Here is a 26,890-nt window from a genome sequence, read left to right on the forward strand (position 1 = left end):
GAACTTTTTCTGAGGTTAATTTAGTACATAAGTACTGGTGCTTTGATATGAGGAACCGTGAAATCAGAATAGAGGATTTTGTTCTTTAAACTCTCTTAAAGTCTTGTTTAAGCCCAAATCAACAGCTAAATAATCAAGTCCATTAATAATAATAGGAATACTATCACTATTTATTTGCAAACTTTCATAACAGTGAAAACGCCACTCAGGTAGATTTTGAAATCTTAGGATCGCATTTTGCAGAGGACGTATTACTTCATAGGCATTTTGAGCTTTTTCTATAGCTAATTGACTCAGAGAATTATTGACTCTTAAAATACATAAGTCAATTAAATCCCTTGATTTCACAGAATTATCCATAAAGCGATCACTATTGGCTAGTAATTTAGAGGTAAAACAATCATTTATACTAAGACAAGGCACTGGACTCCATTGAGGATAACGAGGAGAATCTAATTGAAAGCGGACTTCGGCAATAATTTCAGTTTTGATTTTAAACTCATCAGTGTGGGAAACAAAACGAATACCATATTGATCTATTGTCGGGTTTTTGACTTGTATATTGGAATCGGCGACAAATAAAGATTGTATGCCTTTTTCATAGATAAAAGTCCTTAAATTTCTGTAACCAGGAGATGTAACTGCACAAATAAAATCAATATCCCTACTCCATCTATATTCTTGATTATCCAGAGCGATGACTGTACCACCGCCAAAATAAGTATAGTTTCTCTCTAATAAATTAGAGTTTAAATCTGTTAAAACCTTTAAAATATTTTTGTGATGAGGATTTTGAAAAGTCATAATTGCAGTATCTAGCCAAGAATCATATTTAACAGATAGTTTTTTGATAAATTCCCTTTCAGTTTCCGTCATACTTTGGAAAATTTCTCTATATCTCCAACCTCTTTCATAACGTTGCAACATTTCACGAGGTGAGAATTTATATACATTATCAGTTTGCCAAGAAATATCTTCAAGGAAAGGTAGTTTTTGGGGAATTTGTCCCTCATCATTAAAATCAATCTTATTTCTCATCATCCCATCTCACTAAAGAAAAAAGTTGAATTTAGATCCATATTGTTTTTATTATTCTTAAGAGTTATCACCGCCCGCGCCGAGGTCTCCTCGGCGCTTCTGACGGAGCAAGAATCTCTTTGTGGCTAAACCATTCCTTCTGGCACTCAGCATAAAGTCTAAAGTATTACCATTACTGTCAATAGCTCTATACAAATATTTCCATTTCCCTTTGACCTTAATATAGGTTTCATCTACTCAAGGTCGTGTAGCATTCTGGACAAGTTACTTGAATTTAAACAGTCATCACAAGGCGATACAATGCGATCGCACTTTATTTTTTCTTGTGTAATTGTAGAATATATCTACTTTTTTGTCAACAGCTTTATTACACTACCAAATCATGGGGGTCGAAGTTCTTGATTAAAATCGATGTCTTGATGGGGACGACAAAAAAACCAGCAAACCTAAAATCTGCCTTCACTTCAACCTGGTTGTCACCCCGTCAGGTTGTCCACAAAGGTAGGGATTAGAAGGTATTGGCCTTTTTTGTGGGCTAGTCTCAGAAACTATGTAATCTACTAAAGTTACTTGTCCTTGTGGGTTGATTATCCAGCCTTGGGCGGGTTTTATGGTTGCTGAAGTTGTATTTTCTGAATTGTTACTAGAACTTCCTTCTGTTTCCAAATTATTATTTACTGGTTCAATCCATTCTGCTTGAGATAACGGTTGAGTTAATAATTGATCTGGAGTTTCAGCTAAACCCCCTTTTCCTACAATCACAAATTCGCTCTTTTCTTTTTGTGTACAAGGGTTTTGAGCAATAAGTCGATTTGGGTCTACTACTGTAGATGGTAAATCTAATAATCCCTGAGTTGGGTCTAAATCGGGTGTCTCTGTTTCTACCACGCCATCTATTCCTAACTCAGAACTAGCGGTAATGTTACTACTATTATCGATAAAAATACCTTGGGCGCTAATGAAGATGTTACCACCTCTACCCTCAAAAGCATTAGCGGTGATGTCACTGTTATTGGAATTAACTACAAACTCGCTTTGAACTTCAATATTACCACCATTACCAGTACCTCCTGCTGTAGCAGTAATAGGACTATTATTATCAAGTTGTAACAGATTGGTAAAATCAAGGTTAATATTGCCACCTTCACCACTAGCAGTGGCGGCAGAAACTTGAGAATTGTTGGTAACTGTGAGATTATCTCCAATGATAGTTACATTTCCTCCATCGCCTTGACCTTGACTATTAACGCTAATGGCGGAGTTATCAGTGAGATTAACTTCCACCGGGTCGATAAAAATACTACCACCATTGCCAGTGGATTCTGGAGAGGTACTAGATTCAATGGTACTTTCAGTTAAGCTGAGGGTATCGTTGATATTAAATATAATATCTCCTGCGTTCCGAGAACTATTGGTATTAGTTTGTACAGAACCTTGGGTAGTAGCGGTAAAATTATTAGTAGTGATAATAATATTTCCTGCATTGCCTTCACCTCTACTATCAGCATCTATTTGTGCATCATTAATTACTTCTAGGGAGTTAGCATTAATTTCTACACCCCCTGCATTACCAATTGCATTTGTATCTACGCGACTAAAAGCACCACTTGGTCCCTCTCCCGTTCTATCTGTGCCATCAAATTTAACTGATTCTGTGGCATTGATAATCACACCTCCGGCATCTCCAGTACCAAAAGTAGTACTAGATACCTGTGCGCCATCAAGTACTTCTACTGAATCAGCGCTAATTTCTACACTCCCTGCATTTCCTTGACCAGTTGAGTTTACCTGACTAAAAGCACCACTAATTGCTACATTATCTCTATCTGTGCCTGCAAATTTAACCAAGCCTCTGGCATTAATAATTACACTTCCCGCACTTCCTTCACTTCTAGTACTAGCATCTATCTGGGCACCATTGAGTACTTCTACTGAGTCGGCACTAATTTCTATACCCCCTGCATTGCCTACTGCATCTTCATCTACATTGCTAAGTACAGCACTAATGGCCTCACCATCTCTATCTTCGCCATCTAATTTAACCAAGCCTGTGGCATTAATAATCACACTTCCGGCACTGCCTTCACCACGAGTTTCTGCTGATACCTGAGCTCCATTGAGTACTTCTACTGAGTCGGCGCTAATTTCTATACCTCCGGCATTTCCTATTGCCTCTGTGTCTACAATGCTAAGAGCCGCACTAGCTGCCTCGCCATCCCTACTTTGGCCATCAAATTTAACTAAGCCTGTGGCTTCTATATTTACATTCCCTGCATCTCCTTCACCACTGGTACTAGCATTGATTTGGGCTCCATTGAGTACTTCTACTGATTCGGCGCTAATTTCTATACCTCCGGCATTTCCTACTGCCTCTGGGTTAACCTGGCTAAAAGCTCCACTAGAAAAGACGTTTTCGTTGTTGCCACCTTGGCCATCGAATTTAACTAAGCCTGTAGCTTTGATAATTACACTTCCTGCATCTCCAATACCAAAGGTAGAAGCGGATATTCTCGCACCATTACTTATTTCTATATTGTCGGAAATGATTTCCACGCCTCCTGCATTTCCTACTGTGTTTTGGCTAACAATGCTGGCAACACTAGTAGGGTTTACACCATCGCTGGTTTGTCCATCTAATTTAACTAAGTCAGTAGCTTTGATAATTATACTTCCGGCATTTCCTTCACCAAAAGTACTCGCAGATATCTGTATACCGTTAAGTATTTCTATGGTGTTGGCGCTGATTTCTATACCCCCACTATTTCCTACTGCATCCAGGTTAACGCGGCTAAAAGCACCACTGGCTGAAAGAGGGTCAGCTCCTTCTGTATCAAATTTAACCAAGTCTGTTGCTTTGATCATTATACTTCCCGTATCTCCAGTACCAAAAATAGTAGCAGATATAATCGAACCACCATTTACCTCAAGGGAATTACCACTAATTTCTATTCCCCCCGTATTTCCTACTGCACCAGGGTTGACATCGCTAAAAATACTAGCATTATCTAATTTAACTAAGCCTGTAGCTTCTATGATTACACTGCCACCATTTCCTTGTGCAAAGGTATCAGTTAATATCTGTGCTCCATTAATTACTTCTATTGAATCGGTGATAATTTCAATATCGCCGCTATTACCGATGCCTAAGACAATATTGGCGATAAATCCTCCATCTACACTGATATCTCCCTGGGCATTAATTTTAATATCTCTTGGTACTGTTGATGTAGCCTCTACTTCTGGATTGATACCTGTAAATAGACTACTATTCAACATCTCTAAATCAAAAGTATTAATTTTGATTTCCCCTATACCTGTACCACCCACATCTATTTCTGACTCGTTTAATAAGATATTGCTTCTTTCTATATCTTCAGGATAGGTGAAACTCAAATCTCCCCTAATAGCAATTACCCCATTTTCACTTAAGCCTCCTATTTCTATTGAAGAGTCTGGTGATACTATTACACTTCCATCTAATGTAATGTCACCGCCAATTAGGGCTAGGGTTTCTCCTGTTTCTACTTGTAGTGACACGGAACTGCTATTAATTGTCCCCGGATTGTCTCTCAATCTTAAACCAAGAGGAATATCTATAGTCAGTAATGGGGGGGCTTGGGGATTAGTAGCGCTAAATTCAAAATTCTCAAAAATCACACTATCTGCTGTAGTCCCAATAAAAGAGCCTTGTAGGTCTAGTTGAGCATCAGGACCAAAAATAATCCCGTTGGGATTAATTAAAAATAAATTGGCGTTACCTAAGACTCCTAAGATGCCCTGGATATTGGAAATATTGCCCCCGGTGACGCGAGTGAGAATATTTTCAATTTGAGCGGGATTTTCAAAGTAGGCACCTCTACCTGCTTCTACATTGAATTCTCGGAAACTGTGAAAGAGATTGCTATCTCTAATTGCACCACCTGTGATGCGATCGCTCTCTACCCCTTGAATTGTATCTGATGTTACCTGAGAGTTTTCTGAACCGAGGGTAGAATCGGGGATAATCTGGGCGGCTACGGGGTTAGAGAGAATACCACCCAGGCAAACTAGATAGGGTATTAGGAATTTAGGGGTTAATTTGAGCATAGTTATTTTTAATCTTTATCGGCGATTTCGTGCAAAATCCGCTACGCAGTGCGCTTTTCTTCTAGGTTACCTTGCTACAAGTTTTTTTTCTACACAATTTCTTGATGCTTATTGACAAATCTAGCGATCGCCATAACCTCAGATCTTGCATCTTTACCTAATGTTACTGGTTGTGGATGAATTATGAGTTTTGAAGTAATGAGTAATGAGTAACGAGTAAGAAGTATTGAAGTCTTGAAGTACTAAGCTTTGGAGTTTTGAAGTAATGAGTTTTGAAGTAATGAGATCGCCCTTAAAAATTGGTTGACCAAAAAGACATATTCAGTATTTTTGTTCTCCTGATGCTTTTCTTAAACCGGATTTTAAATCCGGGGAACGGATGAACACAATAATTTGGTACATAAGTACTGGTGGAAGATGTGAGATAACTATTTATATAGATTGTAGGTTGGGTTTTTGGAATACGAAACCTAACAATCTATCTTTTAACCGCTAACTTTTATGATGTTCAACTTCAACCACAGTATGAACATTACCCCGGGGAGTAAAATCTCCTCTAATTTTAATCTTCAGAGGATCGCAAGCCTCGATTAAATCGTCAAGAATCTGATTTACTGATTCTTCGTGGGAAATATAGCGATCGCGATAACTATTTATATAGAGTTTCAGTGATTTTAACTCTACTGTTTTTTGATCAGGAGTATATATAAGATAAATAGTAGCGAAATCAGGATAACCAGAAAAAGGACACTTACAGGTAAATTCTGGTAAAGTAATTTCTATTTGATAATGACGGCCGATACGAGGATTAGGAAAAGTGATTAATTTCCCCTCAGCAATGGCTCTTTCTCCGTATTTTACTTCTGAGTTAGTCATAATAAACATCTTCTTTGCTAATTGTGGACAAAAAACCGCCAATCTCGGCTGAGATGACGGCTTTTCACTAGAATGCTTTTCCCGTTACAGGTTTAGATTATTGACCTGAACCTACTCCCGCGTAAGCGCCGTAGAAAAATAGGGCAACTATAAAGATTACGCCCATACCAGCGATAGTTGCGACCACCCATAGTGGAATACGAGCTTCTCCAGACATAATTGTAGCCTCCTGATATTAATTAGTTAAAGAAGTAGCTAGAAAAGAGAATACCAAGAACTGCGACTAATAGTAAACCCAAATATAGGGAAGTACGGTTTAGTTCTACTGGTTGTTTATTTGGATTAGAATTTCTGTCCATTTTTTTATCTTTGTTTTTATCTTTGAATAAACTGCATAGCGGCGATTGCGCCTAAAAAGAAGACAGTCGGTACAGCTAGGGCGTGTACTGATAGCCATCTTACTGTAAAAATTGGGTAAGAAACTGGTTGATTAGGATTATTGCTAGTCATCTTTTTTCACCTTTTATTGTCTGTATTTATCGTTTTTACTTTTTATTCTTTGGCGTTAAACTCTTTTATTTGCTCTTTTGCTTGATAGCGGTCTTCAACGATTGGTAATTCCGGTCTAGTTTCTGTATAGTATTCGTTTGGGCGAGGTGTTCCGAAAGCATCATAAGCTAAGCCTGTGCTTACGAATAACCACCCGGCAATAAATAGCATCGGGATAGTTATGCTGTGAATCACCCAATAACGTACACTAGTTACAATATCTGAAAACGGTCTTTCTCCGGTGCTACCTGACATTTTTCATTCCTCCTTAAGTTTGTTTTCCTTAACCTTTTTCTCTCATGTTGATTATTTCTAGTTTTACATCCCCTGTGTCTTTGACGCAAGAAAATTCTCAATTTACCCGGTTCACTACAAGGCTATTACTCAATTTTGCCTTCGGCTAATTTTTAAGCATTTATGGAAGTTCCTGTTGACATTTTCAGATAGAAAGCTAACCCTTCTATACTTCTTCTCCTGCTTCTGGTTGATATTTTAGCAAAACACCTTCTTGACCTAAAACGAAACCTTGTTCAGGAGAGATAAAGACTACCTTATAAAAATTGGATGGTATATTTTCTACCGTTCTATCTTTTTCCCAGGTTTCTCCATCATCAAGGCTGCGAAGTAAGTTAGCACTTCCTCCTGCTGCCCATATTTCATCTGGTGTACGGTAACCCATATCTAATAGACCCCAACTTGTAGAAAATTCTGGATATTTTACTTCTGTCCAATTTTCCCATTCTTGGGGTTCACTAAATTGAATTTGTCCACCTCGTGCGAGTAACCATAGTCTTCCGTCTTTACCAAAGCCCATGTTTTGCAATCTTCTTGAAGAAGTTCGGTTGTGGGGAGTCCATTCGGTTTGTCCTGGTTCCCAAGTTGAGTAAAAGTTACCTCTTGCTGAAACCGCTACATATTCCCCGCTAGGTGCGCGATTAATTGTTCTGGCTACACCCACTGACCCTTCTACTAAAGCTTTCCAGTTTTTTGCTCCGTCTTCCGTTCTATATATTGCTCCTAACTTAGTCACCATTTCTGCTGAATTGGGACCTAGGGCAAGGATACCTTCTGGAGCTCCTGGTAACTTTGAGCTTAGGGGTACACGTTCCCAAGTTTCTCCACCGTTTGTTGTATGGAGTAGAATTGCTGGTTCACCAGTAATCCATCCTTCCTGTTTGTAGAAACTTACATCTGTAAAGCTAATTTTTTCTTCACCAAAATCTATGACTTTAGGAATCCAAGTATCTCCGCCGTCTTTGGTTTCAAATATAGTAGCTTTGGTTCCCACTAACCAACCGTGATTGCTATCTTCTGTAAATGCTATATTTGCGAAAGTCGCTTCTGTCGGCAGATTTATCACCTTCCAGGGACTATTTTCTGTAGATGGTAAACCGCTACATCCTGCGCTGATAACAGCAAATATAACAATTATAACAATTTGTTGCAATTTTTTCATAGAATACCAGTTAAATTTGTAACTATCAAGCTTTTTAATGTGCTAAATCTTGTTTGCTATTAGGGAGTTTTACTTGAGACCATAAAGACTAATAAAGAAAATAAATCCTAAAGCTAAAGCTCCAAAAATGAGCAGATTTTTCTGATTGGGAGTGAGTGTATTTACTCCTAATCCGTATTTGAGATTTTCTTCAAAACCTGATGGAGCGCCGCTGGCCCCTACGTTTTGAAATTGAGCTTTCCGTACTCCGCATACTGGACAACGCCAGTCTAAAGGAAGGTCTTCAAATAGAGTCCCAGGTTCTGTGTTACTCTTTCCGTCTCCCTTGGCAGGTTCGTACACATAGCCACAGCTACGACATTCGTAGTTAGCTGGGGCTTTTTCAGACATAGTTTTTTCTTCTGGTCGATCGCTCATCGCTCTTAAGCAAATCTTAATTGTTCTGTAACAAATTATGACATATTTTGAGTTTTTTTTAATCTTTATTTGTTTCTCATCTTCAAGGTTAATGTGATAGCATGATTAAGTTAAAGTTTTACGGATTTTAAAATGAGTGTTAATAGTTTGCTTAATCAGGCTCAAGATATTAATTCAGATGATTACTGTGTTTTTGGTTTAGCAACTTGTTTTCTCAAGGAAGATGGGGAGTATCATCAAGTTCAAATCATTGAACCCATACCTTCTGCGGCTTTAGAAGCTATTATCAAAGGAATCGCTACTTCTTACCAGTTTGCTTGTGGCAAATTAATTAATGAATTGGTAGATGAAGAAAACTTAAAAATGCCTCCCGAATTTCCCTCATCTACCCAATTCTGTGATGATTTTACTAGTAGAATGATAGCGGCAGCACGTACTTATAAAAGTCGTCCCAACGCTCAAGAATACATTCCCCTAGGTCAACTTCGTGATGATTTTAACTATTCTTTAGAACGTAAGCGAGTGCTTAATGCTGTGAATGTGGTTCGCCAAGAAGATAATATCAAGCAACATCCCCACACTCATAAAACTGTCTAAACATTGCTTTTTAAGCCAGAATAGACTAAACCTCGATTAATATCAAGGGTAATAATAGCTCCGTCGCGAATGATTTTAGTCGCTTCTTCAAAACCTACAATCACTGGTATACCCAAACGTAGACAAATTTGGGCGCCATGACTGTTAAAGCGTCCTACTTCTGTAATTACCCCAGATGCTTGGCGAATCATCTCCACACAATCAGCATCCGTAGAGGGAACCACCAGGATATCACCCGGGTTAAAGTGGGTTAAGGTTTGAGGATGACTAGCAACTCTGGCCCTCCCTGTAACTAATCCTTGACCAATACCTACTCCTGTACCCAGTATAGATTTAACTACTTCCACTTTGATTAAATCTGTAGAACCCGAAACCCCTTGTACAGTTCCTGCTGTCATCACCACTAAATCTCCATTGTTTAACAAAGCTTTTTCTTGGGCAACGTTTAAAGCTGCTTCAAAGGTTTGGGTATTAGATGCTAAATCTAGTACTAATAAAGGCTTAACTCCCCAGACAACTTGTAACTGTCTAGCTATGCTAACATGAGGAGTTACAGCAAGGATTGGTTTTTGAGGGCGAAATTTGGAAACATTACGTGCTGTAGCACCAGTTTTAGTTAAAGTCATAATCGCGGCCACATCTAACTGGTGGGCAATTTGACTGACAGCGCCGGCGATCGCATTGGGCACCGAAGATTTATTAACCGGGTAATTACGGAGGTTAAACTCCTCTTTTTCGATGCGTTGGGCGATGGTTGCCATGGTTGCTACTGCTTCTACAGGATACTTCCCTACGGCTGTTTCATTAGATAACATCACCGCATCAGTGCCATCTAAAATGGCATTGGCTACATCGGAAACTTCAGCGCGGGTGGGGCGAGGATTATTGGCCATACTATCTAACATTTGTGTGGCTGTAATTACAGGTATTCCTAACTGATTTGCCACAGTAATTAAACGTTTTTGCAAGATGGGCACGTCTTCTGCTGGTAATTCTACCCCTAAATCGCCCCTAGCCACCATCACTCCATCACACAAGGAGAGAATAGACTCCATTTGTTCTATAGCCTCGTGCTTTTCAATTTTGGCGATTACTGGTACAGACTTCCCACTATTAGCAATTAAGTCTTTTATTTCCAAAATATCTTGAGGGTTACGTACAAAGCTCAACGCTACCCAGTCTACCCCTTGGTCTAAACCAAACATCAAGTCAGTTCTATCTTTTTCTGTTAAGGCTTTAACCGAAAGATACACCCCGGGAAAATTAACCCCTTTTTTACTTGAAAGTACTCCACCTACCACAACTCGACAGTGTAGTTCTTTTGCCCCAGGTTTAATGTTTTCTACCTGCATCTCTACTTTGCCATCATCAAGAAGGATTTTTGCCCCGGCTGGGACTTCTTCAGCAAGATACTGGTAACTAATAGAACTAATCTGTTGATTACACTCAACTGGATGACTGGTAAGCACAAAGGGATCTCCGGGTTTGAGAATAATATTGCCTTCTTTAAATTCTCCTAAACGAATTTTGGGCCCTTGTAAATCTTGTAAAATTGCCACAGGTTGGTCTAATTCATAGGCTGTTTGGCGAATCAAACGAATACTTTCTTGATGGTATTGATGATTATTGTGGGAAAAGTTTAACCTAATGGTAGTTGCCCCTGCTTTAATAATTTGGCGCAGTATTTCCGGATCTTTAGTGGCTGGACCTAGAGTAGCTACTATTTTCGTGCGGTTAGGAAAATTTCTAAATTGCATAGGAATTACATATACTATTAGTATTATTTGGCCTTGAGGAAAATATTTCTATTTTACAGAGTCTGTTCAAACTTCAATCGATAGCTTTTGATTATACAGCACTCCTCTACTATTAATATTCAAAATTGATAAGCTGCTAAGTACAAGTGACCACCTCAGGCGGTCACAATATTAATGGGCATTTTCATATAATTGGCTTATTCATTAGTTAATTATACTGAATGACTATGTACTTTTATAGTTTATTTTTAAAGTTTAAAACAGCTATATTTGTTGCTAGTATAGCAATAGTTCCGGCTCAAGCTCTAGAATTTCCTAGTTTTGATGGTTCTAACAACAACTTAGTGAATTCAGACTGGGGAAAAGTCCATACACCCCTAATCAGACTAGCTCCACCCGCCTATGAAGATGGCTACTCCAGTCCTCGCTCTTTAGCTAGTGATGGTGTGACGACACTTCCTAATCCCCGGGATGTTAGTAATATAGTGGTGCGTCAAGATGGACAATCTCTACCTAATTCTCTCAATATAAGTAGTTGGTTATTTCAATGGGGTCAGTTTGTAGATCATGATATTAGTTTGAATGAACCAGAATCTGGTGCTCCTCCTAGTAATATTCCTGTTAATCCTATTGATATTGCTACAGGTAAACCAGATTCTCTCTACTCCCCTTTTGGTATTCCCTTTACTAGAAATGAAATAGTTCCAGGTACTGCTATTCCCGGTGTACCCGCAGAACATCATAATCAGATAACTGCCTATATAGATGCCTCTATGGTTTATGGTTCTTCCGTGAGTATCTCTAATCAACTGCGAACATTTACTGATGGATTATTAAAAACTGATATGATCAATGGAGAAGAATTATTACCAAGAGCGAGTCAAGTCAATGTACCTCTTGCTAACCCTCTCGGAATTGAGCGCGATCAACTTTTTGCCGCAGGTGATGCCCGAGTTAATGAGCAGTTGGGGTTAATAGCTACTCATACTCTGATGGTGAGAGAACATAATCGTCTCGCTAGAGAATTGAAAAGCCGTCTAGATGCCGGAGATTCACAATTAATTAAAGCCTTGAGAGATTCGGGTTTAAGTGAAGATGAATTTTTATTCCAAGGGGCTAGAAGAGTTGTTACAGCTCAAATTCAAATTATTACCTACAATGAATTTTTACCCTTGTTAATCACAGATGATGCCTTGGGCGAGTATACTGGCTATAATCCTCAGGTCAATGCCAGCGTCAGCGAAGAATTTGCTAATGCTGCTTTTCGTTTTGGTCACACCACCCTGTCTCCTAGTTTACTTCGAGTTAATCAGAATCACAATATTATCGCTGAGTTGCCCCTTAATGAGAGTTTCTTCAATACTCAAGAAATTATCGATAATGGCGCTGATTCTTTGTTAATGGGTCTTGCTTCCCAAACATCTCAAGCTTTTGACCCTTTTTTAGTAGATGAATTACGTAATTTTATGTTCCCCGCGGCTAGTGGTGGTAATGATTTAGCCGCTGTTAATATTGCACGGGGTAGAGATGTCGGTTTAGGTAGTCTCAATTATGTCCGTAGTAATCTTGGTTTGACTCCCTATAATAGTTTTACTGAGATTAATCCTGATTTATTTATTAGTGATCGTTTGAGTAGAATTTATTTGTCTGTAGATGATCTAGATTTATGGGTGGGAGGTTTAGCAGAAAAGCCCTATCAATCTAAGGTTATTTTGGGAGAAACTTTTGGAACTATTGTGGCTGACCAATTTAGAAGGCTACGTGATGGAGATCGCTTTTTTTATTTGAATCATTTAGATACTTTGACTTTCTTAGATCCCCAGATTACTCACACTACTTTATCTGATTTAGTGACTCGTAATTCTACTATTGAAGATATCCAGGATGATGCCTTTTTTTATACGGCTACCACTGTACCCGAACCCTCTACAGTCATTTTTTTACTTGGTTTTGGCATTATTTTCTTTACTAAATATCCTCAGAAGTTTTGATTATTTGCATTTGATATAAATACTGATTTTCACCCGATGGCGATCGCTAATAACTAAATCAGCAGTAATGTAACAATAGTTTTCACAAAATTAATCACTATCCTGTTAATATTTTTGAGAGATAACTTGCTGCTGATTTTACCAGAGAAATGGTATTTTCATACAACATTCTCGTAGGACCAAGTATCGCTATACTCCCTGCTGGTAAGTTTCCTTGTCTATAAGTACATGAAACTAAACTACAGTTACGCATTGGTTCTAAATCATTTTCTGACCCTATACGAATATTAACTTGAGAAACTGAGGCTGATGTGGCAGAAATCAGGGGCCAGATTTCCTCTTTTTGTTCTTCTAGAAGATAAAACAACATTTGAGTTGTCTGGGGTTGAGAAAATTCTGGTTGTCGCAGTATCTCTGAGATGCCGTGCATTACAATAGGACAAGTTTTATCTAATTTTATTTGATTGGCAAAATCGCTGAACAGTTTCGATAAGAATTGAGCGTATTTTCCCATCTCTTGAAAATTATGCCAATCTATGTTACCCAATTCAAAAATATAGCGGCCTTTTAAATGGTCATTTAAAAAGTTAGATAAAATTTGTAACTCGGCTTCACTAAATATTTCTCCTTGTGATTCAATTAAAAAAGACTGGCTTTGATAGGAATCTGTCACTATAATTAAGATTATTTGCTCAGATTCCGTAAGTAACAATTGTAAATGACGTAATTGATTAGTGTGAGTTTGAGGAGTAGTTATCAGGGTAATGTAACCACTGACAGAAGCAATTAACTTAGCTGCCTTTTGAATTAATGATTCAAAGCTGAGAGTTTTATATTCGAGTTGCTTTTGAAAATACTCCTCTATTTTTTTTTCTAAATGGTAATTAGGCGTGATTAGTTTGTCTACATAAATACGGTAACCTTCGTCAGAAGGAACACGTCCTGCTGAAGTATGAGGTTGGTATAGTAAGCCGGCTTTTTCTAATTTCACCATCACGTTACGAATAGTAGCTGAACTAATGCTAAAATCATATTCGTCAATTAAAGTTTTTGACCCAACAGGCTCAGCAGTAGCAATATAATGCTTAATGGTAGCCTTGAGAATATGCTGATGGCGCTCATTGAGATGGTTTTGAACAGACATTAGCCCAATAGTAATTTTTTTATTTTTGAAAAGTTGGTTAAATTAGTTTTTGATGTTAGTATAGCGCTTTTTCCAAAAACCTACACTGACTTAGTAGCGAGGAATAGTTGAATCTACGATCACGCTATAGGCATCAATCCCTCCAGTAATATTTTTAACCTGGGTAAAACCGATACTCTGTAACCAATGACACATTTGAGCCGAACGAACACCATGATGACAGATTACCAAAGTTTCTACATTTGGCTCAAACCGCGTGGGAATCTCCTCTGACCATTGATTGAATTGACTCAGAGGCAGCAATTGAAATCCCGGAATTGAGGCTATTTCTGCTTCTTCTGGTTCTCTAACATCGATTAATTGCAATGTTTCGTCTTTTTCCTCAAGACGACTAGCTAATTCTTCTACACTGATTTTGTTGAGTGGATGATTGATAGACATAGATAATACAAGATTAAAGTGATATTAATTGATGATAATGTTAAAAAAGAAAACTAATTATAATTATGGAAAATTTTTAATGAAATTGCGTTCTCTTCTTTTAACTTTAGCAGTAGGTTCAGCTTTACTAATTTTACTTGCTGTGGGTAGTTTTACTTGGATTATTAACCAAAGCGCCCTTCGTCTTTTAGGGGGAGGAGTAGAAACACAACCAACGGGAACAATGTTTGTGCCTAAACAGGCGCCTTTGATGGCCTCTTTGTTAGTAAATCCTGAACGTTTAGAGAGTCTTAGGCAATTGACCGCACCTGTAGGTAAGCGTCGTCAAGCAAAAAAAGAATTAACTCAACTCAAAAAAAGCTTACTGGCTAATTTGGGTTTAGATTATCAAGAGGATATTAAAGATTGGTTGGGGGAAGAAATCACTATAGCTGTTACTTCTTTGGATTTTGACCGCAATAGTGACAATGGTAATCAACCTGGTTATTTGTTAGTAACCGCTACTCAACAACCAGAGAAAGCCCGTCAATTCCTACAAGCTTCCTACTCGAAAAAAGCCTTGGCGGGAACTTCTGATTTAATATTTGAACAGTACAAGGGTATTAATTTAATCTATCAAAAACCTAAACTTGTGGGAGTTGAAAATAATATCGCCGCCAGTGCCGTGGTGGGAGAATTTGTCCTGTTTGCTAATCATCCTAAAGTCCTTAAAGATGCTATTAATAATGTTCAAGCTACTGAACTTAGTTTACTTAATTCTCCTAATTACCAAAAAGCTATTAATTCTTTAGTAGACCCTCGTATTGGTGTAGTTTATCTCAATCTTCCCGCTGTGTCAGCTTGGATTAGTAATTTACCTTGGCAAGAAACCCCCGATATAAATCAATTACTAACTACCACAATTTCCGTGAAACCCCAAGGATTGTTAGCCCAAACAGCAATCATTGGATTGCCTCAGCAAGCAGAGGGTCAAGCATCACTCACTAAGCCTGTAGAGGCTTTAAATTATCTCCCCTCAGAAAGCATTCTGGCGATCGCTGGGACTGATTTAGACCAATTTTGGACTTCTCTCACCACCGAAACTGAGGAAATTGATGCTACTGCTACCTATCCTGCTTTAAAACCTGTTTTAGAAAAAGTAGTAGATAGTGTTAAAGAGGTTGATTTACCCCAAGATATTTTTAGTTGGGTAGAAGGAGAATATGCCTTAGGTTTAATTCCTTTACCTGGTAAGAGAAAAAGTGATTGGATTTTTGTGGTAGAACAAGTTCCTGATGCTAACTCAGAGGAAGCCATAGCACATCTTGATGACTTAGCTAAAGCTAAAGGTAATAGTGTTAATACTATTCCACTTTTTAACCGCAATACTGTAGTTTGGTCTCAATTGTCTCAGCCTGATTCTAGTATCAGTAAATCTTTTCGTCTCGATACTGAGGTTAAGGGAGTTCATACCAATATCGGTAAATATTCTATTCTTAGTTCTTCTTTAGAAGCTTTAGCTAAAGCTTTAGCTGCCTCAGAATCTCCTTTGATTTCTAATCAGAATTGGGTAGATAGTGTTAGTTTACTCCCTCAAGAAAATCAGGGTTATGTTTATCTTGATTGGGAAACAGGTCGAGGAATTTTAGAAAAACAGTTTCCTCTAGTACGAGTTTTAGAATTATCGGCAAGACCTCTATTTGATCATCTACAATCTCTAACTATTACTAGTTTAGAAACTGATTCAGATTCGGGAATTAAACAAGCTAATATTTTGTTTAATTTGCAAGAATAAAAAAGTCTACAAAGGGTAACTATTCAACGGTAATAAATCCTAGTTAAAAAAACATTATGTAGGGTGCGTTAACAAAGTGTAACGCACCATTAATTATCTTGTATTTAGAATGTAGGGTGCGAAATACGAAGTGTAACGCACCATTAATTATATTATATTCAGAAGCTTATCTGTTTAATTAGTATGATCCCCAGAAGAAGGGCGCAAGTATGAGCGCCCCTACTACTTAGGAAAAATTCATTTTTGGCAACCTGTCACAACGAATTCGTGCATTTCACTACACCAGTAACTTTTGGAAAGGATGCAAGATCTAAGTTTTAGCTGCGATCTAAATCTTTTAAAACATTTTCCACTGATGAGATATACCCTTGGTCGTTAATTGTCTCAGGGTGAAGTCTTCCTTCGGCAATACCTGCTTCAATTAATGATTCTGCGGTAACTTTTCCTGTATTGATTGAATGTAGAAAAATAGCGCCACTGGGTATACCTTGGTCTACAAAGAAGCCTTGTTTGCCTAAAAATACTAAGTTAAAGGGCTTAGTCTGATTTACTAAACTAGTAGATGTATCTGCTGACTTTGTTTGAAGATTACTAACTTCAGAACCAAAGGCTAAACCTGGTGCTAAACTTAGAGTGATTGTAGCTATTGAACCTATAATTAAGCGTTTCATTTTATTTACCTCGATTAAATTATCTGTTTTGTTTGTCTTGATTATTAGTATCGAGGTTGAAACTGAGTTAATACTTGATCAAAACTTAAAAAATACTAAGAAGATAGCGAGAAAAATGAGAATCGATTGAATACAAATTAAGATAACAACAGCATTAATCTTAACTCATACAAATAAAACTTTATTTCAATAAGCTATGATCAAGACATATTGATTTTCTGCGGCATTAATTTATAACCCATTGATTGCATAATCGCACTTATGCTATCAAGACGAGGATTGCCTTTACTCGATAGAGCTTTTTGTAAGCCTTGACGAGTCATCCCCACTTCTTCTGCTAAAGCAGAAATTCCTTTCACACGGGCAATAATCCGTAAAGCTGATAATAAAGCAGCACTGTCGCCGTCTTTAGCATATTCAGCAAAATTCTCTGAGAGAAAATCGTCAATTTCTTCTGGATGAAGTTTAAAATAATCTTCAGTCAACTCTTCAAAAGTTCTATACTTTGTCATTGTTTAAATACTCCTGCCAATAGACTCTTGCCTTTTCAATGTCCTTTTTTTGTGTCGATTTATCACCTCCACAAAGTAAAACAACGATTGTGTCACCATCTTCACCAAAATAAACCCTATACCTCATATCTTCCACCAGAACTTATGTACTAATTTTTAAGGAAAAATGTCCTTTATGGTTAATTCTCTATAATCTTTGTCTCCAAGGGGTTTAACATAAATTCTTTTACTCATTACTCATTACTCATTACTCATTACTCAACCACCACAAGTAACTTTTGATAAAGATGCAAGATCTGAGTATACCCTGCACCAAACATCAACCGGAGTTCGTAAATACCTCCTTTCAATGATTGGCAATCACCGTAATTTCCACTTTGTAAACGTAGAATCCTTTGTAAGATGCGACGACGAGTAGCCGAATCTCGTAAGCCTTGAATCCAGTCATTAAAAGGTTCTTTGCCATTATCATCTTGAAAGACGATAATCTGTTTAGGGTTCATTTTTTAGGTATAATTACACAATCTACACTTTATTATACACGTGCAAACTATAGTTGGCAACCAAAAAAAAGCTAAACAATCCGAATATTACTTGCCGCTAACTCAGGACTACCTTCTATAGCAATGAGCGTTGTAGTGTTAACAATATTTAGATAAATGATCCCCCCAACCCCCCGCAAACTCGGGGGGCTTTTCATAATAACTGTAAACATCTATTTGCTCATTGCTATAACTGGGCTATTTGGGTTAACTCAATCTCTTGTTCTAGATTAATATAAGCTACGGCACCATCTCTGGTACCATAAACTATTCCTAAATCTAAATTATTGTCGAAATCTTCTAAAGACCGTAGGGTGCGTTAACGAAGTGTAACGCACCGTAAATTATCTTGTATTCAGAAGCTTATCTGTTTAATTAGTAACAATATTTTCCAAATACAATGCTCAAAAAGCTAAACAATCCGAATATTACTTGCCGCTAACTCAGGACTACCTTCTAACTGGGCTATTTGAGTTAACTCAATCTCTTGTTCTAGATTAATATAAGCTACAGCACCATCTCTGGTACCATAAACTATTCCTAAATCTAAATTATTGTCGAAATCTTCTAAAGTAGGAATGGTTAAGAAATTAGCTTCATCCAAGAAACCAATCTCTAATCCATTGCGGAAGCCTGATTGAAATAATTCCAGAAAATCAGCTTCCACAACGAAATCAACAATCGTATCAACTCCATGTCTGACACTGCCGATTTGAAATCTGTCTCTACCTTGACCACCTTCGAGTAAATCATCAGCAAAACCCCCAAGCAGAGAGTCATTGCCATCATTACCGATTAAACGGTCTTCTTGTCTTTCTCCACTTAGAGAGTCATCTCCACTACCACCACTAAGGCGATTTTTGGCATCACTACCAATCACAATATTATTTAATCGGTTGCCAATTCCCGCAACAAATCTGTCGCCAGTAACTGTCAGGTTTTCAATATTGCGACTTCTTGGTCCTAAAGCCCAATCTACTGAGGAGATAACTGTGTCGATACCATTAATCACACTATCTGGTTTTTCATTTTCTGTGATGTCATCGAGAGAGTCCACTATATAAGTATCATCACCATCGCTACCACGCATGGTATCATTACCACGTCCACCATCAAGGATATCATCACCATCTTTACCAATCAAAAGGTCATCGCCGTTGCCTCCTTCGATGGAATCGTTATCTAAGCCACCGTCAAGGGTATCATCGTTGTCTAGTCCTTCGAGAGTATCATTGCCACCACGTCCAGAGATGATATCTATATCGTTGGTACCTTCTAGTAATTCGCTGCTATTGGTGCCATTTAACTCATTAATTTTGATGGTTTCGTAAGGACCAAGGTCTACAGTTCCTCCTAAAATTCGGGGCTCACCGTCTAAATCTTCTTCAATTGGTATAATCAACTCTTCAATAACTTCGTTATTACCAGCATTAATCGCAGGTGAGTTATTTTGCAGTCGATAATTATCATCACTTACAAAAAGAGGATCCACATCAACTGCATTTTCAAAACCACCCTCAACAATAGAATTAGAAACAGAAATATTACCACTTATTTGGTTACCAGTACTAGTACTAGTATTATCCCAAATTATACTATTAATTAGTTCATTATTACCATCATTAAATACCGTTCCGATGGCACTACCATCATCACTTACATTATTAACAAATGTACTATTTATTATACGCTTTGTAGCAGCAGCACTACCTCTTGAATATAAACCTGCACCAATTGCTGCTATGTTATTATCAAATAAAACGTTAATAATATTAGTAATTGTAAAATTTCTATTCAAAAGATAGATTCCACCACCTTGCTCTAATCCTAAATTATTTCTAATAATACTGTTGCTAATGTTTAAATTACTTTCGCCTTCGGAATATAATCCTCCACCTAATTGAGCTTGGTTATTTTCGATAATTAAATTTTGATAATTTGTACTGCTATCAAGATTTATAATACCTCCTCCCCCAGTACCACCATTAATAGCGTTTCCTTCAGTGATGGTAAAGCCATCCAATGAGCTATTAGCACTTAAATTCTCGGCACGAACTACATGAAAGCTATTATCAGTATTGTTATCTTGTATGCCTAAATCGCCACTCAGAATAGTTAGATTATTTCGAAAATCTCTCTCATTTAGATTGGTTTCATCCCCTGCAAAACCACCATAAACTCTCACAAAATTTTTTAACTCAAAAGAAATCTCTCTATCTGTATCTTCTGTTGGTGTATAAATTCCCTCTGCACTCACATAATTAAATAAATATCCAATACCCAAATTTCATCTTGAGGCTGGGCTGCAATTAACGCTTCTTGTAAACTGTTGAAGGCATTACCCCAATTAGAACCATTGTTTTGTCCCGTCGCATCATCATTAACGTATATAATAGCCATTAGTTATTGCTCCTGTAATTTTATTTCAACACAATATCATATTCTAGTAAGTCGTGTATAATTTTCTTACTTTTTACTTCCAGTATTTTGCGATCGCTCTCTTTAACTATTGGATATTTATTTATTTACTTGAGTGAAGGATTAAGTGAAAAACAAGGCAGAATGTAGGGTGCGTTACACTTCGTTAACGCACCGTTAATTATCTCGTATTCAGCAAGCTTATCTGTTTAATTAGAAGCCCCAGAATAAGGGCGCAAGTATGAGCGCCCCTACTTCAGGAAAAATTCATTTCTCTTGAGCCTAAGATCGTAGCTTGAGAACAAAAATACTGAATACGCCTTTATCTTATATTTAGAAGCTTATCTGTTTAATATGTTCTTTCTCAATTACGCTTAAAATAAAGTATTCGATATTTATTTAACTACATGAGCGAAGGATTAAGAGAAGAACAAGGCCGATTATTTGAAATAGCTTTCAATACTGGCATTCTTGCCTATCTACAACAACACCAAATCGGTAAACCTTGGATAGATTTTTACCAGTTTGATTTGGCAGCTTTACAATTCGATAAGCTACTTACTCAGTTGCTTAAACACTCCTCTATTATTAGTCAGGTGAATAAAAACATTGTTGAGTCTTGGAGTAAGCTTATACTACTTCAAGGCTTCTTGGGGGGCCTTAATTTTGTTCGTGAATACTGTCAATCTCAGTTTGGAAACCGTTTGAAGGGTGTAGAGGTACTCTACTATCAGTGTAGTTTTATTGATGAAAATAGTCTAAATACACATAGTATGGGCGATTATAGCTTAGATGTTAATATCTTAGCTCAATTCGCAGATATTGTCAAAAATTTAGATAAAAATCAACTGGAAAATCAAATAAAGCAGTATCAAAAAAAAGGAGAATTTCTGAAGGCAGATACCTTAATATTATGGAAATATAAACAAGAATATCGCCTACTAGTAGTGGATACTTCAATATTTTCTGTAGACGCTACCCAAGATTTAGCTAACTTAGAATTTGTAGAGTTGATTAAAAAGCAGTTAACCCAAGAAGTCAACTATTTACGCTCAAAAAGTATCTTTACTCGTCTACGCATTGATACAGGGAAAACAGAAAATTATGGGTTCGCTTTAGGAATAAAAGACTATTTTACAGCCTTGACAGTTAAGAATAAAAATAAAGAAAGCTTGAAACTAATTCAAGCAGGAAGTTATGCCTATAGCTTCTATCAATTCTTACAAAAACAACAGATAATTAACTCGAAAACACAGTTAAATATTAGTGCCATAGGTTATAGCGATCGCCACATCAGTTCTTTGACGGTTACTCCAGAAAATATTAACTTACTAGAAAACTGCTACCACATTTACCGTCAAGACAAAGAACAGGGAGATAAGCAACAAATCAGACAAAAGGTGATTAACTTAATTAAACGTCAAGCTGGTCGCAGTTTTCACAATGGTAAAGAATTTGTGGAGAAGTTAATGGCAATCCCCCCTCGCCAAAGTCAGATAGTTACCTCCACAGAAACAATCGATAACTTTACTAATACAGCAGGAGTTATTTCTCCAGATACAGCAGTAGAATTAAATCTACCTAATCATTTATTTTTAAGAGATGCCCACGCCACCCTGATTACCCAAGCTTTAAAAACTAAAGACAATTATCTATTTTTAACAGGGAATCCCGGCATAGGAAAAACCACCGCTGTAGTCAAATTTCTCCAAGAACATCTAGATGAAGGCTTTTTATTTATCTATGTCAGTCCCAGAATTCAAGTAAATTTAGATATCATTGAAAAATTTAAACATCAAGGACAACTTTGTGACCCCCGCCTATTTTGTCTGACTACCAATTCTCACACCATTAACAATAACTCATACTCTAAATATCAACATAGCGTAGAATATATCTCCGGCAACTATACAGGAGATTTAACTAAAAAATCAGTTAGATTTATCCCCATGACAGCAACCCAAAACTTTAATTATTCTCTCACCTCTAATTTAGAACGCAAAGGGGAAGATACTATTGGTGTAAAAACTGAATCCCGTAAGGGAGTTCTCGCTAGTCTTTCTGAAGCTATTTACACTGTTATTGAAGGAGAATTATCTAACCAAATAGTCGCCACAACTTCTCTACAAGCTCAGAAAAAAGTAGAATGGGGAGATACTTTAGAACATCTTCATAAAATTTTTAAGAATGCCTATAACTCTACTAAAAATCAGGTGATTTCTAGTAAAATGCAGTCTATTTCTCGCCGGATTAAACATCTAATTATTATGATAGATGAAATTACTGGCAGTGAAAACGGTGTAGAATTCCTTCACGGTATCCATAAATTTTGTCAAAGATATCAACTATTCCACCCAAATCACGGTTTTAATACTAAGGTGATTGTGGCTGATGCTTCTATTGTTGAAGATAGCGTCATTGAACAACATTTGAGGGATAAATCTCCTGAACCAGATAAAATATTTTTTAGAAAAGCTAAGTCTACAGGTCAAGCTTTGACTAAAACCTCTTTTAAATTCCAAAATCAACCAGCAACAGTAATTAATGCTAACTCCTACCCCGCCAAAAGTTTAGAGATAACCTATAAAGTTTTTTTGGAAGCTAAAGAATTTAATGAAAATAGCGATCGCCTCACTAATGAACAAAAAAATCTGATCACTCAATTAGACCAAACTATTCTCAGTGATTTAGAACAACTTTGGTCACAACCTGGTCAAATTCTTCTCTATATTCAAGATAAACAAAAATTAGATAGGATTCTAGACAAGTTAAGTAAAAAATTGGGACGCCCACTCCAAAAAAATCAAGACTATCTAGAAGTAAAATCTAACTTATCGGAAATAGATAAACAAAACCTCCATCAGTATAAAAATAATCCTGATATTAAACTAGTTTTAATGACTTCTGCGGGTAGCCGTGGTTTATCTTTTCCCCACGTTAAACATATCTTAGTCCAGATACCGAATTTCCAAGCAGAACAAAATTTAATGGAAATCCTCCAGGTAATTTATCGCGGTAGAGGTGACTATAAATTAGACCAAGAAACCAAACAACTGATATTTTACTTAGCAGAAAAGGTATTTTATTATCCTGACCAAGACCAAGTTTTATCGAAACAAGAAGCAATTTTTAACATTCTCAATACTCTCTTACTGCTAAAAGCATCAATAATGACTAGAATTAATGGCGCTGGTAAGTTAGGCCGTCATGATGTTATCTTAATTCCCATTGGAGGTAAAGGGATTACTGCTGCTGGAGAAAGCTTTTCTAGTAGGATTAATCATCTTTTAGAACTTTTAACCCAAGAGTTTCGTCTCAATCCCGAAAAACAAAGTCTCGGTGATATTTGTCAGAAAATTAAGTCTCTTCTCCATCAAACTAATTTTTCTGTGGATAAGTTGGCACAATCTTCAGAGGTATCTTATTTATCTCAGTTAGAAACTTTTCAATCAACTTTTTCTCGGGGTATCAATCAAGGCTTAGACCAATTGTTGAAGTTGGGTAATTTGGAATCAAGTTATTTAGTAGGTAGTTTACTGATTGTGCCGATTACCTCTAAACTTAGGGAAAATTATTATCTTAGTTTAACTAACATTTTGCGCTCAAACTCCTCTAAACTTCTAGAGGAGTTGGAGAGAATTAGAAAGAATCCTGAGTATAATCAAAATCTTCGTCAAGCGACTAAGCAGGCTATAGATTTAATTCAGGAAATTGCCCCGGAATGCGAAAGAAGTCTTCAATTAGCTGACAAGAGCAAATATACGGATCAATATTATGCTATCCCTCTATTTACTCTTTTGAATTTAGAAATTCTCTCTGAATACTTTGATGAAGTGGAAGAGGAGGAGGAAACATCTTTTAGAAAGATTTTAGAATACTATCTCAAGTCTCTCTATTCTGTTTCTGATTTTCTCCCTATTGGTTATCAGTATCAGCAATTTCCTTTTGTTTTATTTAGAAGTTATACCCTCTCCCAAATTAGACAGAAGTTTTTTACTCATCAGTATCTATTTAATTCTCAAGAGTTAAATGTTATTAATCTGCTTCTTGCTGAAGAAGATAAAGATTCAACCTAGCTTCCCCACTTCCGCTGATATAGCGCTATGTCCGCTCATTCAAGTTTAGTACAAAAGTACTGGTTTGTTGAGCTAAGTCATGGTAAGTGTAGCAACCCACAAAAAAATGCTCAGAGTTGCCCAACTTAATCTAAAATTAACTAAGGTTATAAGAGTTAAGCTCTAACCTACTTTTATTAATTTAGAATGTCTTAACTTGAAGATATATTCCTATAGTCTTGAATTTTTTACATTTTTGCAAGTTAATAAAATTAAGGTAAATATGTAGTAAAAGTATGAAACAAAGAAAAATCAAAGAAATTTTATTGGCACTTAACTTATACAATTTTTCAGATAATTTGTATAAAAAACTATTTAAAAAATCTTATTTTCAACGTTTGCAAATAGAAAAAGATTTTTACAGCACTTTTATAAAAGAGGGAGATTTATGTTTCGATATAGGCGCAAATATTGGGGATAAAACAGATATATTTTTGGCTTGTGGAGCCAAAGTAATTGCCGTAGAACCACAACCATATTGTGTTAAAATACTTATGAGTAGATTTGGCAAAAATCCTAATTTTACTTGTATTCATAAAGGTGTTGGAGACAAACCCGGCAGTTTAACTTTATATACTTCTAAGTTGAATATGGGAGCTGCAAGTTTTTTACCTAAACCAGAAGAACGTATTGACGAGAAAATAGAAGTAGAATTGACAACATTAGATACACTGATTGCTAATTATGGAAAACCTAAATATTGTAAAATTGATGTAGAAGGATTTGAAATTAATGTTCTCAAAGGTTTAACATCCCCTCTTGAGATGTACTCATTTGAGTACCATTTAACAGATAAACAACGCATGAAAGCTTTAGAGTGCATAGAATATTTAGTGAGTTTGAATCAAGACATTGATATTAATGTTCTTGCAAGTAAAGCTTTTGATGAATTTGACGTAAGTAATCAAACAAAGTTCTTAAGAACTCAATGGTGGAAGCTAGATTCATTTAAAAAATTTTATGAAGAAGAACTACCTAAAATGCCCAGCTATTTTTACGGCGATATTTATGTAAAACAAGCTTAAATATTTTCCAGTATGAAGCCTACAGCATAATCTTTGGATTTGCTGTAGGAGTATGTTCATTTATTAAGTTTATTTACAATATACGCCAAAACTATGTCATGAGCGATCGCTCATCTAGTGGGGAAGCTTCTAACTTGTACATAATTAACCCTTAGGTGTAACTACTGTCTTTTATCAACCTTGTTGCCACCCCCTGAGGTTTAAGCTTCTTGCCAAAGTTGTTTAACTTTTCCCTCTGGCATCCAACCAGTAATCTCTTTCACTCTATCTTGGGACAATTCTTCTTTAGTAGCTGAAAATACTGCTGTAACTACTTGATTTACATTGGTTTGTTTTGGCATTGGACCTTCGTTTTTTACTCTCAATAGAAACAGGTCTGAGTCAATTTGAACTAAAGGGGGACGAACTCTACTGAGAAAGCCTACTATAGGATTAGTATCTTGCCAAAGATCGCTTATTTCCTGTTTTAACGCTTTTTTATCAGTTGGTTCTGCGGGTTTGTGTAATTCTTCAGCTACTCTATCTGCCGCTTCTGTAGTCATTAAATCACGCATGACGCGAAACACCACTTCTGTTATATCTTTGGCATCAAAAATATCTTCTAAATTACCTTTTATCATTACCTTTTCTAAAAAAGGCATATCCTTATCCACAATTGGAATTGATGGTCCTGAATCTAAAATTTTATCTAGATTTTCTTCCATTTTCTGGAGTATTTTCTCTCCTTTTTCCGTGAGTTCAGCCTTTTGAAACTCAATTAGGTGAGGCAGTGGTCCATCTTCGGCGCCATAAGTATTAGCAATCCTCACATCAACTTCCTCGGGATCTATTACCGAAGGTACATCTTCTTGTTTAGCATAGGCGTTACCGCTAAAGTCTGCCTCAATAAAGTCTTTTTGATTCAAATAATCTAGATGTCCTATCATATCCGATTTCGAGAGGGACATTCCTGTAAAGTCAGTTTTGTCAAAGGTTATTTTCTCTCCTTGATTTTTATTTATTTTTTCTAACAGAATATACATAACATCTTCTCTTAATCTAATTGGCATAATTGTTAATCTCCTTTGATTTACTAATATTTCTCATACAAATAGTAGCTTACTTATTTTCTCTGCCAATTAGCATCTACATTCAGAGGGATATTTTGTAGGTAGAATGTAAAATTTAGCCTGTAAGTTTGGCCCTTGGTCACTACACCCAACAAACATGAGTAATGAGTAACGAGTAATAAGTAATGAGTAAGAAGGTAGCCTGTACGTAGCCTGTAGGTTGGGCAGGGAGATAACCCAACATGATGAGTAATGAGTAACGAGTAATGAGTAATGAGTAAGAAGGTAGCCTGTACGTAGCCTGTAGAGTTGTAGTTGTAGGGTGTGTTAGCGTGAGCGTAACGCACCAAACATGAGTTTTGAAGTAACGAGTAATAAGTAATGAGTAAGAAGGTAGCCTGTACGTAGCCTGTAGAGTTGTAGTTGTAGGGT

The 26,890-nt window shown here is 36.8% G+C and carries 23 protein-coding genes and 1 pseudogene; 5 read left to right on the forward strand and 19 right to left on the reverse strand.

Translation table 11 applies throughout. The features are described 5' to 3' along the window. Positions 1 to 63: 63 nt before the first annotated feature. The 10 genes and pseudogenes from MW688_RS04510 to MW688_RS04555 all read right to left on the reverse strand — a co-directional run bounded on the left by MW688_RS04510 (position 64) and on the right by MW688_RS04555 (position 8,422). Positions 64 to 1,041 (reverse strand): nucleotidyl transferase AbiEii/AbiGii toxin family protein, encoded by a 978-nt coding sequence (locus tag MW688_RS04510; RefSeq protein WP_486734724.1) that lies wholly within the window; start codon positions 1,039 to 1,041, stop codon positions 64 to 66. 99 nt (positions 1,042 to 1,140) lie between these two features. Beyond that, positions 1,141 to 1,275: pseudogene (locus MW688_RS04515) on the reverse strand (DDE-type integrase/transposase/recombinase); the annotation flags it as partial. Positions 1,276 to 1,497: 222 nt separating this feature from the next. Then, a complete protein-coding gene (locus tag MW688_RS04520; RefSeq protein ID WP_486734725.1) occupies positions 1,498 to 5,124 on the reverse strand; it encodes a two-partner secretion domain-containing protein in 3,627 nt (1,208 codons plus the stop codon). A gap of 492 nt (positions 5,125 to 5,616) precedes the next feature. Next, positions 5,617 to 6,009: a preQ(1) synthase gene (gene queF, locus MW688_RS04525; RefSeq protein ID WP_486734726.1), complete on the reverse strand. Its 393-nt coding sequence runs from the start codon at positions 6,007 to 6,009 to the stop codon at positions 5,617 to 5,619. Between the two features lie 88 nt (positions 6,010 to 6,097). Beyond that, the gene (locus MW688_RS04530) at positions 6,098 to 6,217 is read right to left on the reverse strand and encodes a photosystem II reaction center protein J (protein WP_486734727.1); all 120 of its coding nucleotides are present in this window, start codon (positions 6,215 to 6,217) and stop codon (positions 6,098 to 6,100) included. A gap of 22 nt (positions 6,218 to 6,239) precedes the next feature. Continuing rightward, entirely contained in the window at positions 6,240 to 6,359 is a 120-nt protein-coding gene (psbL, locus tag MW688_RS04535; RefSeq protein WP_486734728.1) for a photosystem II reaction center protein PsbL, read from the reverse strand. Positions 6,360 to 6,375: 16 nt separating this feature from the next. Then, positions 6,376 to 6,510 carry a cytochrome b559 subunit beta gene (gene psbF, locus MW688_RS04540; protein WP_486734729.1) on the reverse strand — a complete coding sequence of 45 codons (135 nt, stop codon included), beginning with the start codon at positions 6,508 to 6,510 and terminating at the stop codon, positions 6,376 to 6,378. Positions 6,511 to 6,552: 42 nt separating this feature from the next. Next, positions 6,553 to 6,804 carry a cytochrome b559 subunit alpha gene (psbE, locus tag MW688_RS04545; RefSeq protein ID WP_486734730.1) on the reverse strand — a complete coding sequence of 84 codons (252 nt, stop codon included), beginning with the start codon at positions 6,802 to 6,804 and terminating at the stop codon, positions 6,553 to 6,555. A gap of 205 nt (positions 6,805 to 7,009) precedes the next feature. Continuing rightward, positions 7,010 to 8,005, reverse strand: a complete 996-nt coding sequence (locus MW688_RS04550) for a photosynthesis system II assembly factor Ycf48 (RefSeq protein ID WP_486734731.1) — start codon at positions 8,003 to 8,005, stop codon at positions 7,010 to 7,012. A gap of 69 nt (positions 8,006 to 8,074) precedes the next feature. Then, positions 8,075 to 8,422 carry a rubredoxin gene (locus MW688_RS04555; protein WP_486734732.1) on the reverse strand — a complete coding sequence of 116 codons (348 nt, stop codon included), beginning with the start codon at positions 8,420 to 8,422 and terminating at the stop codon, positions 8,075 to 8,077. Positions 8,423 to 8,554: 132 nt separating this feature from the next. On the opposite strand from MW688_RS04555, the gene MW688_RS04560 reads away from it, so the two are divergent. After that, the gene (locus MW688_RS04560) at positions 8,555 to 9,019 is read left to right on the forward strand and encodes a hypothetical protein (RefSeq protein ID WP_486734733.1); all 465 of its coding nucleotides are present in this window, start codon (positions 8,555 to 8,557) and stop codon (positions 9,017 to 9,019) included. Here MW688_RS04560 and pyk read toward each other — a convergent pair. Then, entirely contained in the window at positions 9,016 to 10,776 is a 1,761-nt protein-coding gene (gene pyk / locus MW688_RS04565; protein WP_486734734.1) for a pyruvate kinase, read from the reverse strand. The genes MW688_RS04560 and pyk overlap by 4 nt on opposite strands. Positions 10,777 to 10,997: 221 nt before the next feature. On the opposite strand from pyk, the gene MW688_RS04570 reads away from it, so the two are divergent. Continuing rightward, entirely contained in the window at positions 10,998 to 12,767 is a 1,770-nt protein-coding gene (locus MW688_RS04570; protein WP_486734735.1) for a peroxidase family protein, read from the forward strand. A gap of 97 nt (positions 12,768 to 12,864) precedes the next feature. Here the strand turns inward: MW688_RS04570 and hrcA are convergent, their stop codons facing one another. Beyond that, positions 12,865 to 13,911 (reverse strand): heat-inducible transcriptional repressor HrcA, encoded by a 1,047-nt coding sequence (gene hrcA, locus MW688_RS04575; protein ID WP_486734736.1) that lies wholly within the window; start codon positions 13,909 to 13,911, stop codon positions 12,865 to 12,867. A gap of 90 nt (positions 13,912 to 14,001) precedes the next feature. After that, positions 14,002 to 14,352, reverse strand: coding sequence for a rhodanese-like domain-containing protein (locus MW688_RS04580; RefSeq protein ID WP_486734737.1), 351 nt, complete (start codon positions 14,350 to 14,352; stop codon positions 14,002 to 14,004). A gap of 79 nt (positions 14,353 to 14,431) precedes the next feature. Between MW688_RS04580 and MW688_RS04585 the strand changes: the two genes are divergently transcribed. Next, complete coding sequence (locus MW688_RS04585) at positions 14,432 to 16,126, forward strand: DUF3352 domain-containing protein (RefSeq protein ID WP_486734738.1); 1,695 nt, start codon at positions 14,432 to 14,434, stop codon at positions 16,124 to 16,126. Positions 16,127 to 16,443: 317 nt separating this feature from the next. Here MW688_RS04585 and MW688_RS04590 read toward each other — a convergent pair whose 3' ends face one another. From MW688_RS04590 to MW688_RS04610, 5 genes are all read right to left on the reverse strand, one after another. Next, the gene (locus MW688_RS04590) at positions 16,444 to 16,797 is read right to left on the reverse strand and encodes a hypothetical protein (RefSeq protein WP_486734739.1); all 354 of its coding nucleotides are present in this window, start codon (positions 16,795 to 16,797) and stop codon (positions 16,444 to 16,446) included. A gap of 200 nt (positions 16,798 to 16,997) precedes the next feature. Beyond that, positions 16,998 to 17,309, reverse strand: a complete 312-nt coding sequence (locus MW688_RS04595; protein WP_486734740.1) for an addiction module antidote protein — start codon at positions 17,307 to 17,309, stop codon at positions 16,998 to 17,000. A 254-nt stretch (positions 17,310 to 17,563) separates the two neighbouring features. Then, the gene (locus MW688_RS04600; protein ID WP_486734741.1) at positions 17,564 to 17,812 is read right to left on the reverse strand and encodes a hypothetical protein; all 249 of its coding nucleotides are present in this window, start codon (positions 17,810 to 17,812) and stop codon (positions 17,564 to 17,566) included. Positions 17,813 to 18,263: 451 nt separating this feature from the next. Continuing rightward, positions 18,264 to 20,108, reverse strand: coding sequence for a calcium-binding protein (locus tag MW688_RS04605; RefSeq protein ID WP_486734742.1), 1,845 nt, complete (start codon positions 20,106 to 20,108; stop codon positions 18,264 to 18,266). Next, positions 20,105 to 20,251, reverse strand: a complete 147-nt coding sequence (locus tag MW688_RS04610; RefSeq protein WP_486734744.1) for a hypothetical protein — start codon at positions 20,249 to 20,251, stop codon at positions 20,105 to 20,107. The genes MW688_RS04605 and MW688_RS04610 overlap by 4 nt, the downstream gene beginning before the upstream one ends. A gap of 425 nt (positions 20,252 to 20,676) precedes the next feature. Here MW688_RS04610 and MW688_RS04615 point away from each other — a divergent pair, with 425 nt between their 5' ends. Both MW688_RS04615 and MW688_RS04620 read left to right on the forward strand, forming a co-directional pair. Next, positions 20,677 to 24,345, forward strand: a complete 3,669-nt coding sequence (locus MW688_RS04615; RefSeq protein ID WP_486734745.1) for a helicase-related protein — start codon at positions 20,677 to 20,679, stop codon at positions 24,343 to 24,345. 275 nt (positions 24,346 to 24,620) lie between these two features. Continuing rightward, positions 24,621 to 25,409, forward strand: coding sequence for an FkbM family methyltransferase (locus MW688_RS04620; RefSeq protein WP_486734746.1), 789 nt, complete (start codon positions 24,621 to 24,623; stop codon positions 25,407 to 25,409). Between the two features lie 200 nt (positions 25,410 to 25,609). Here the strand turns inward: MW688_RS04620 and MW688_RS04625 are convergent, their stop codons facing one another. Beyond that, positions 25,610 to 26,458: a DUF2267 domain-containing protein gene (locus MW688_RS04625; protein ID WP_486734747.1), complete on the reverse strand. Its 849-nt coding sequence runs from the start codon at positions 26,456 to 26,458 to the stop codon at positions 25,610 to 25,612. Between the last annotated feature and the right edge of the window lie 432 nt (positions 26,459 to 26,890).

This window comes from Johannesbaptistia floridana, from assembly GCF_057440575.1.

What these genes read in the sequence shown, in the direction of transcription:
- MW688_RS04510 (WP_486734724.1), bottom strand. Translation starts at nt 1,041, where the DNA reads ATGATGAGAAATAAGATTGATTTTAATGATGAGGGACAAATTCCCCAA.
- MW688_RS04520 (WP_486734725.1), bottom strand. Translation starts at nt 5,124, where the DNA reads ATGCTCAAATTAACCCCTAAATTCCTAATACCCTATCTAGTTTGCCTG.
- queF (WP_486734726.1), bottom strand. Translation starts at nt 6,009, where the DNA reads ATGTTTATTATGACTAACTCAGAAGTAAAATACGGAGAAAGAGCCATT.
- MW688_RS04530 (WP_486734727.1), bottom strand. Translation starts at nt 6,217, where the DNA reads ATGTCTGGAGAAGCTCGTATTCCACTATGGGTGGTCGCAACTATCGCT.
- psbL (WP_486734728.1), bottom strand. Translation starts at nt 6,359, where the DNA reads ATGGACAGAAATTCTAATCCAAATAAACAACCAGTAGAACTAAACCGT.
- psbF (WP_486734729.1), bottom strand. Translation starts at nt 6,510, where the DNA reads ATGACTAGCAATAATCCTAATCAACCAGTTTCTTACCCAATTTTTACA.
- psbE (WP_486734730.1), bottom strand. Translation starts at nt 6,804, where the DNA reads ATGTCAGGTAGCACCGGAGAAAGACCGTTTTCAGATATTGTAACTAGT.
- MW688_RS04550 (WP_486734731.1), bottom strand. Translation starts at nt 8,005, where the DNA reads ATGAAAAAATTGCAACAAATTGTTATAATTGTTATATTTGCTGTTATC.
- MW688_RS04555 (WP_486734732.1), bottom strand. Translation starts at nt 8,422, where the DNA reads ATGAGCGATCGACCAGAAGAAAAAACTATGTCTGAAAAAGCCCCAGCT.
- MW688_RS04560 (WP_486734733.1), top strand. Translation starts at nt 8,555, where the DNA reads ATGAGTGTTAATAGTTTGCTTAATCAGGCTCAAGATATTAATTCAGAT.
- pyk (WP_486734734.1), bottom strand. Translation starts at nt 10,776, where the DNA reads ATGCAATTTAGAAATTTTCCTAACCGCACGAAAATAGTAGCTACTCTA.
- MW688_RS04570 (WP_486734735.1), top strand. Translation starts at nt 10,998, where the DNA reads ATGACTATGTACTTTTATAGTTTATTTTTAAAGTTTAAAACAGCTATA.
- hrcA (WP_486734736.1), bottom strand. Translation starts at nt 13,911, where the DNA reads ATGTCTGTTCAAAACCATCTCAATGAGCGCCATCAGCATATTCTCAAG.
- MW688_RS04580 (WP_486734737.1), bottom strand. Translation starts at nt 14,352, where the DNA reads ATGTCTATCAATCATCCACTCAACAAAATCAGTGTAGAAGAATTAGCT.
- MW688_RS04585 (WP_486734738.1), top strand. Translation starts at nt 14,432, where the DNA reads ATGAAATTGCGTTCTCTTCTTTTAACTTTAGCAGTAGGTTCAGCTTTA.
- MW688_RS04590 (WP_486734739.1), bottom strand. Translation starts at nt 16,797, where the DNA reads ATGAAACGCTTAATTATAGGTTCAATAGCTACAATCACTCTAAGTTTA.
- MW688_RS04595 (WP_486734740.1), bottom strand. Translation starts at nt 17,309, where the DNA reads ATGACAAAGTATAGAACTTTTGAAGAGTTGACTGAAGATTATTTTAAA.
- MW688_RS04600 (WP_486734741.1), bottom strand. Translation starts at nt 17,812, where the DNA reads ATGAACCCTAAACAGATTATCGTCTTTCAAGATGATAATGGCAAAGAA.
- MW688_RS04610 (WP_486734744.1), bottom strand. Translation starts at nt 20,251, where the DNA reads ATGGCTATTATATACGTTAATGATGATGCGACGGGACAAAACAATGGT.
- MW688_RS04615 (WP_486734745.1), top strand. Translation starts at nt 20,677, where the DNA reads ATGAGCGAAGGATTAAGAGAAGAACAAGGCCGATTATTTGAAATAGCT.
- MW688_RS04620 (WP_486734746.1), top strand. Translation starts at nt 24,621, where the DNA reads ATGAAACAAAGAAAAATCAAAGAAATTTTATTGGCACTTAACTTATAC.
- MW688_RS04625 (WP_486734747.1), bottom strand. Translation starts at nt 26,458, where the DNA reads ATGCCAATTAGATTAAGAGAAGATGTTATGTATATTCTGTTAGAAAAA.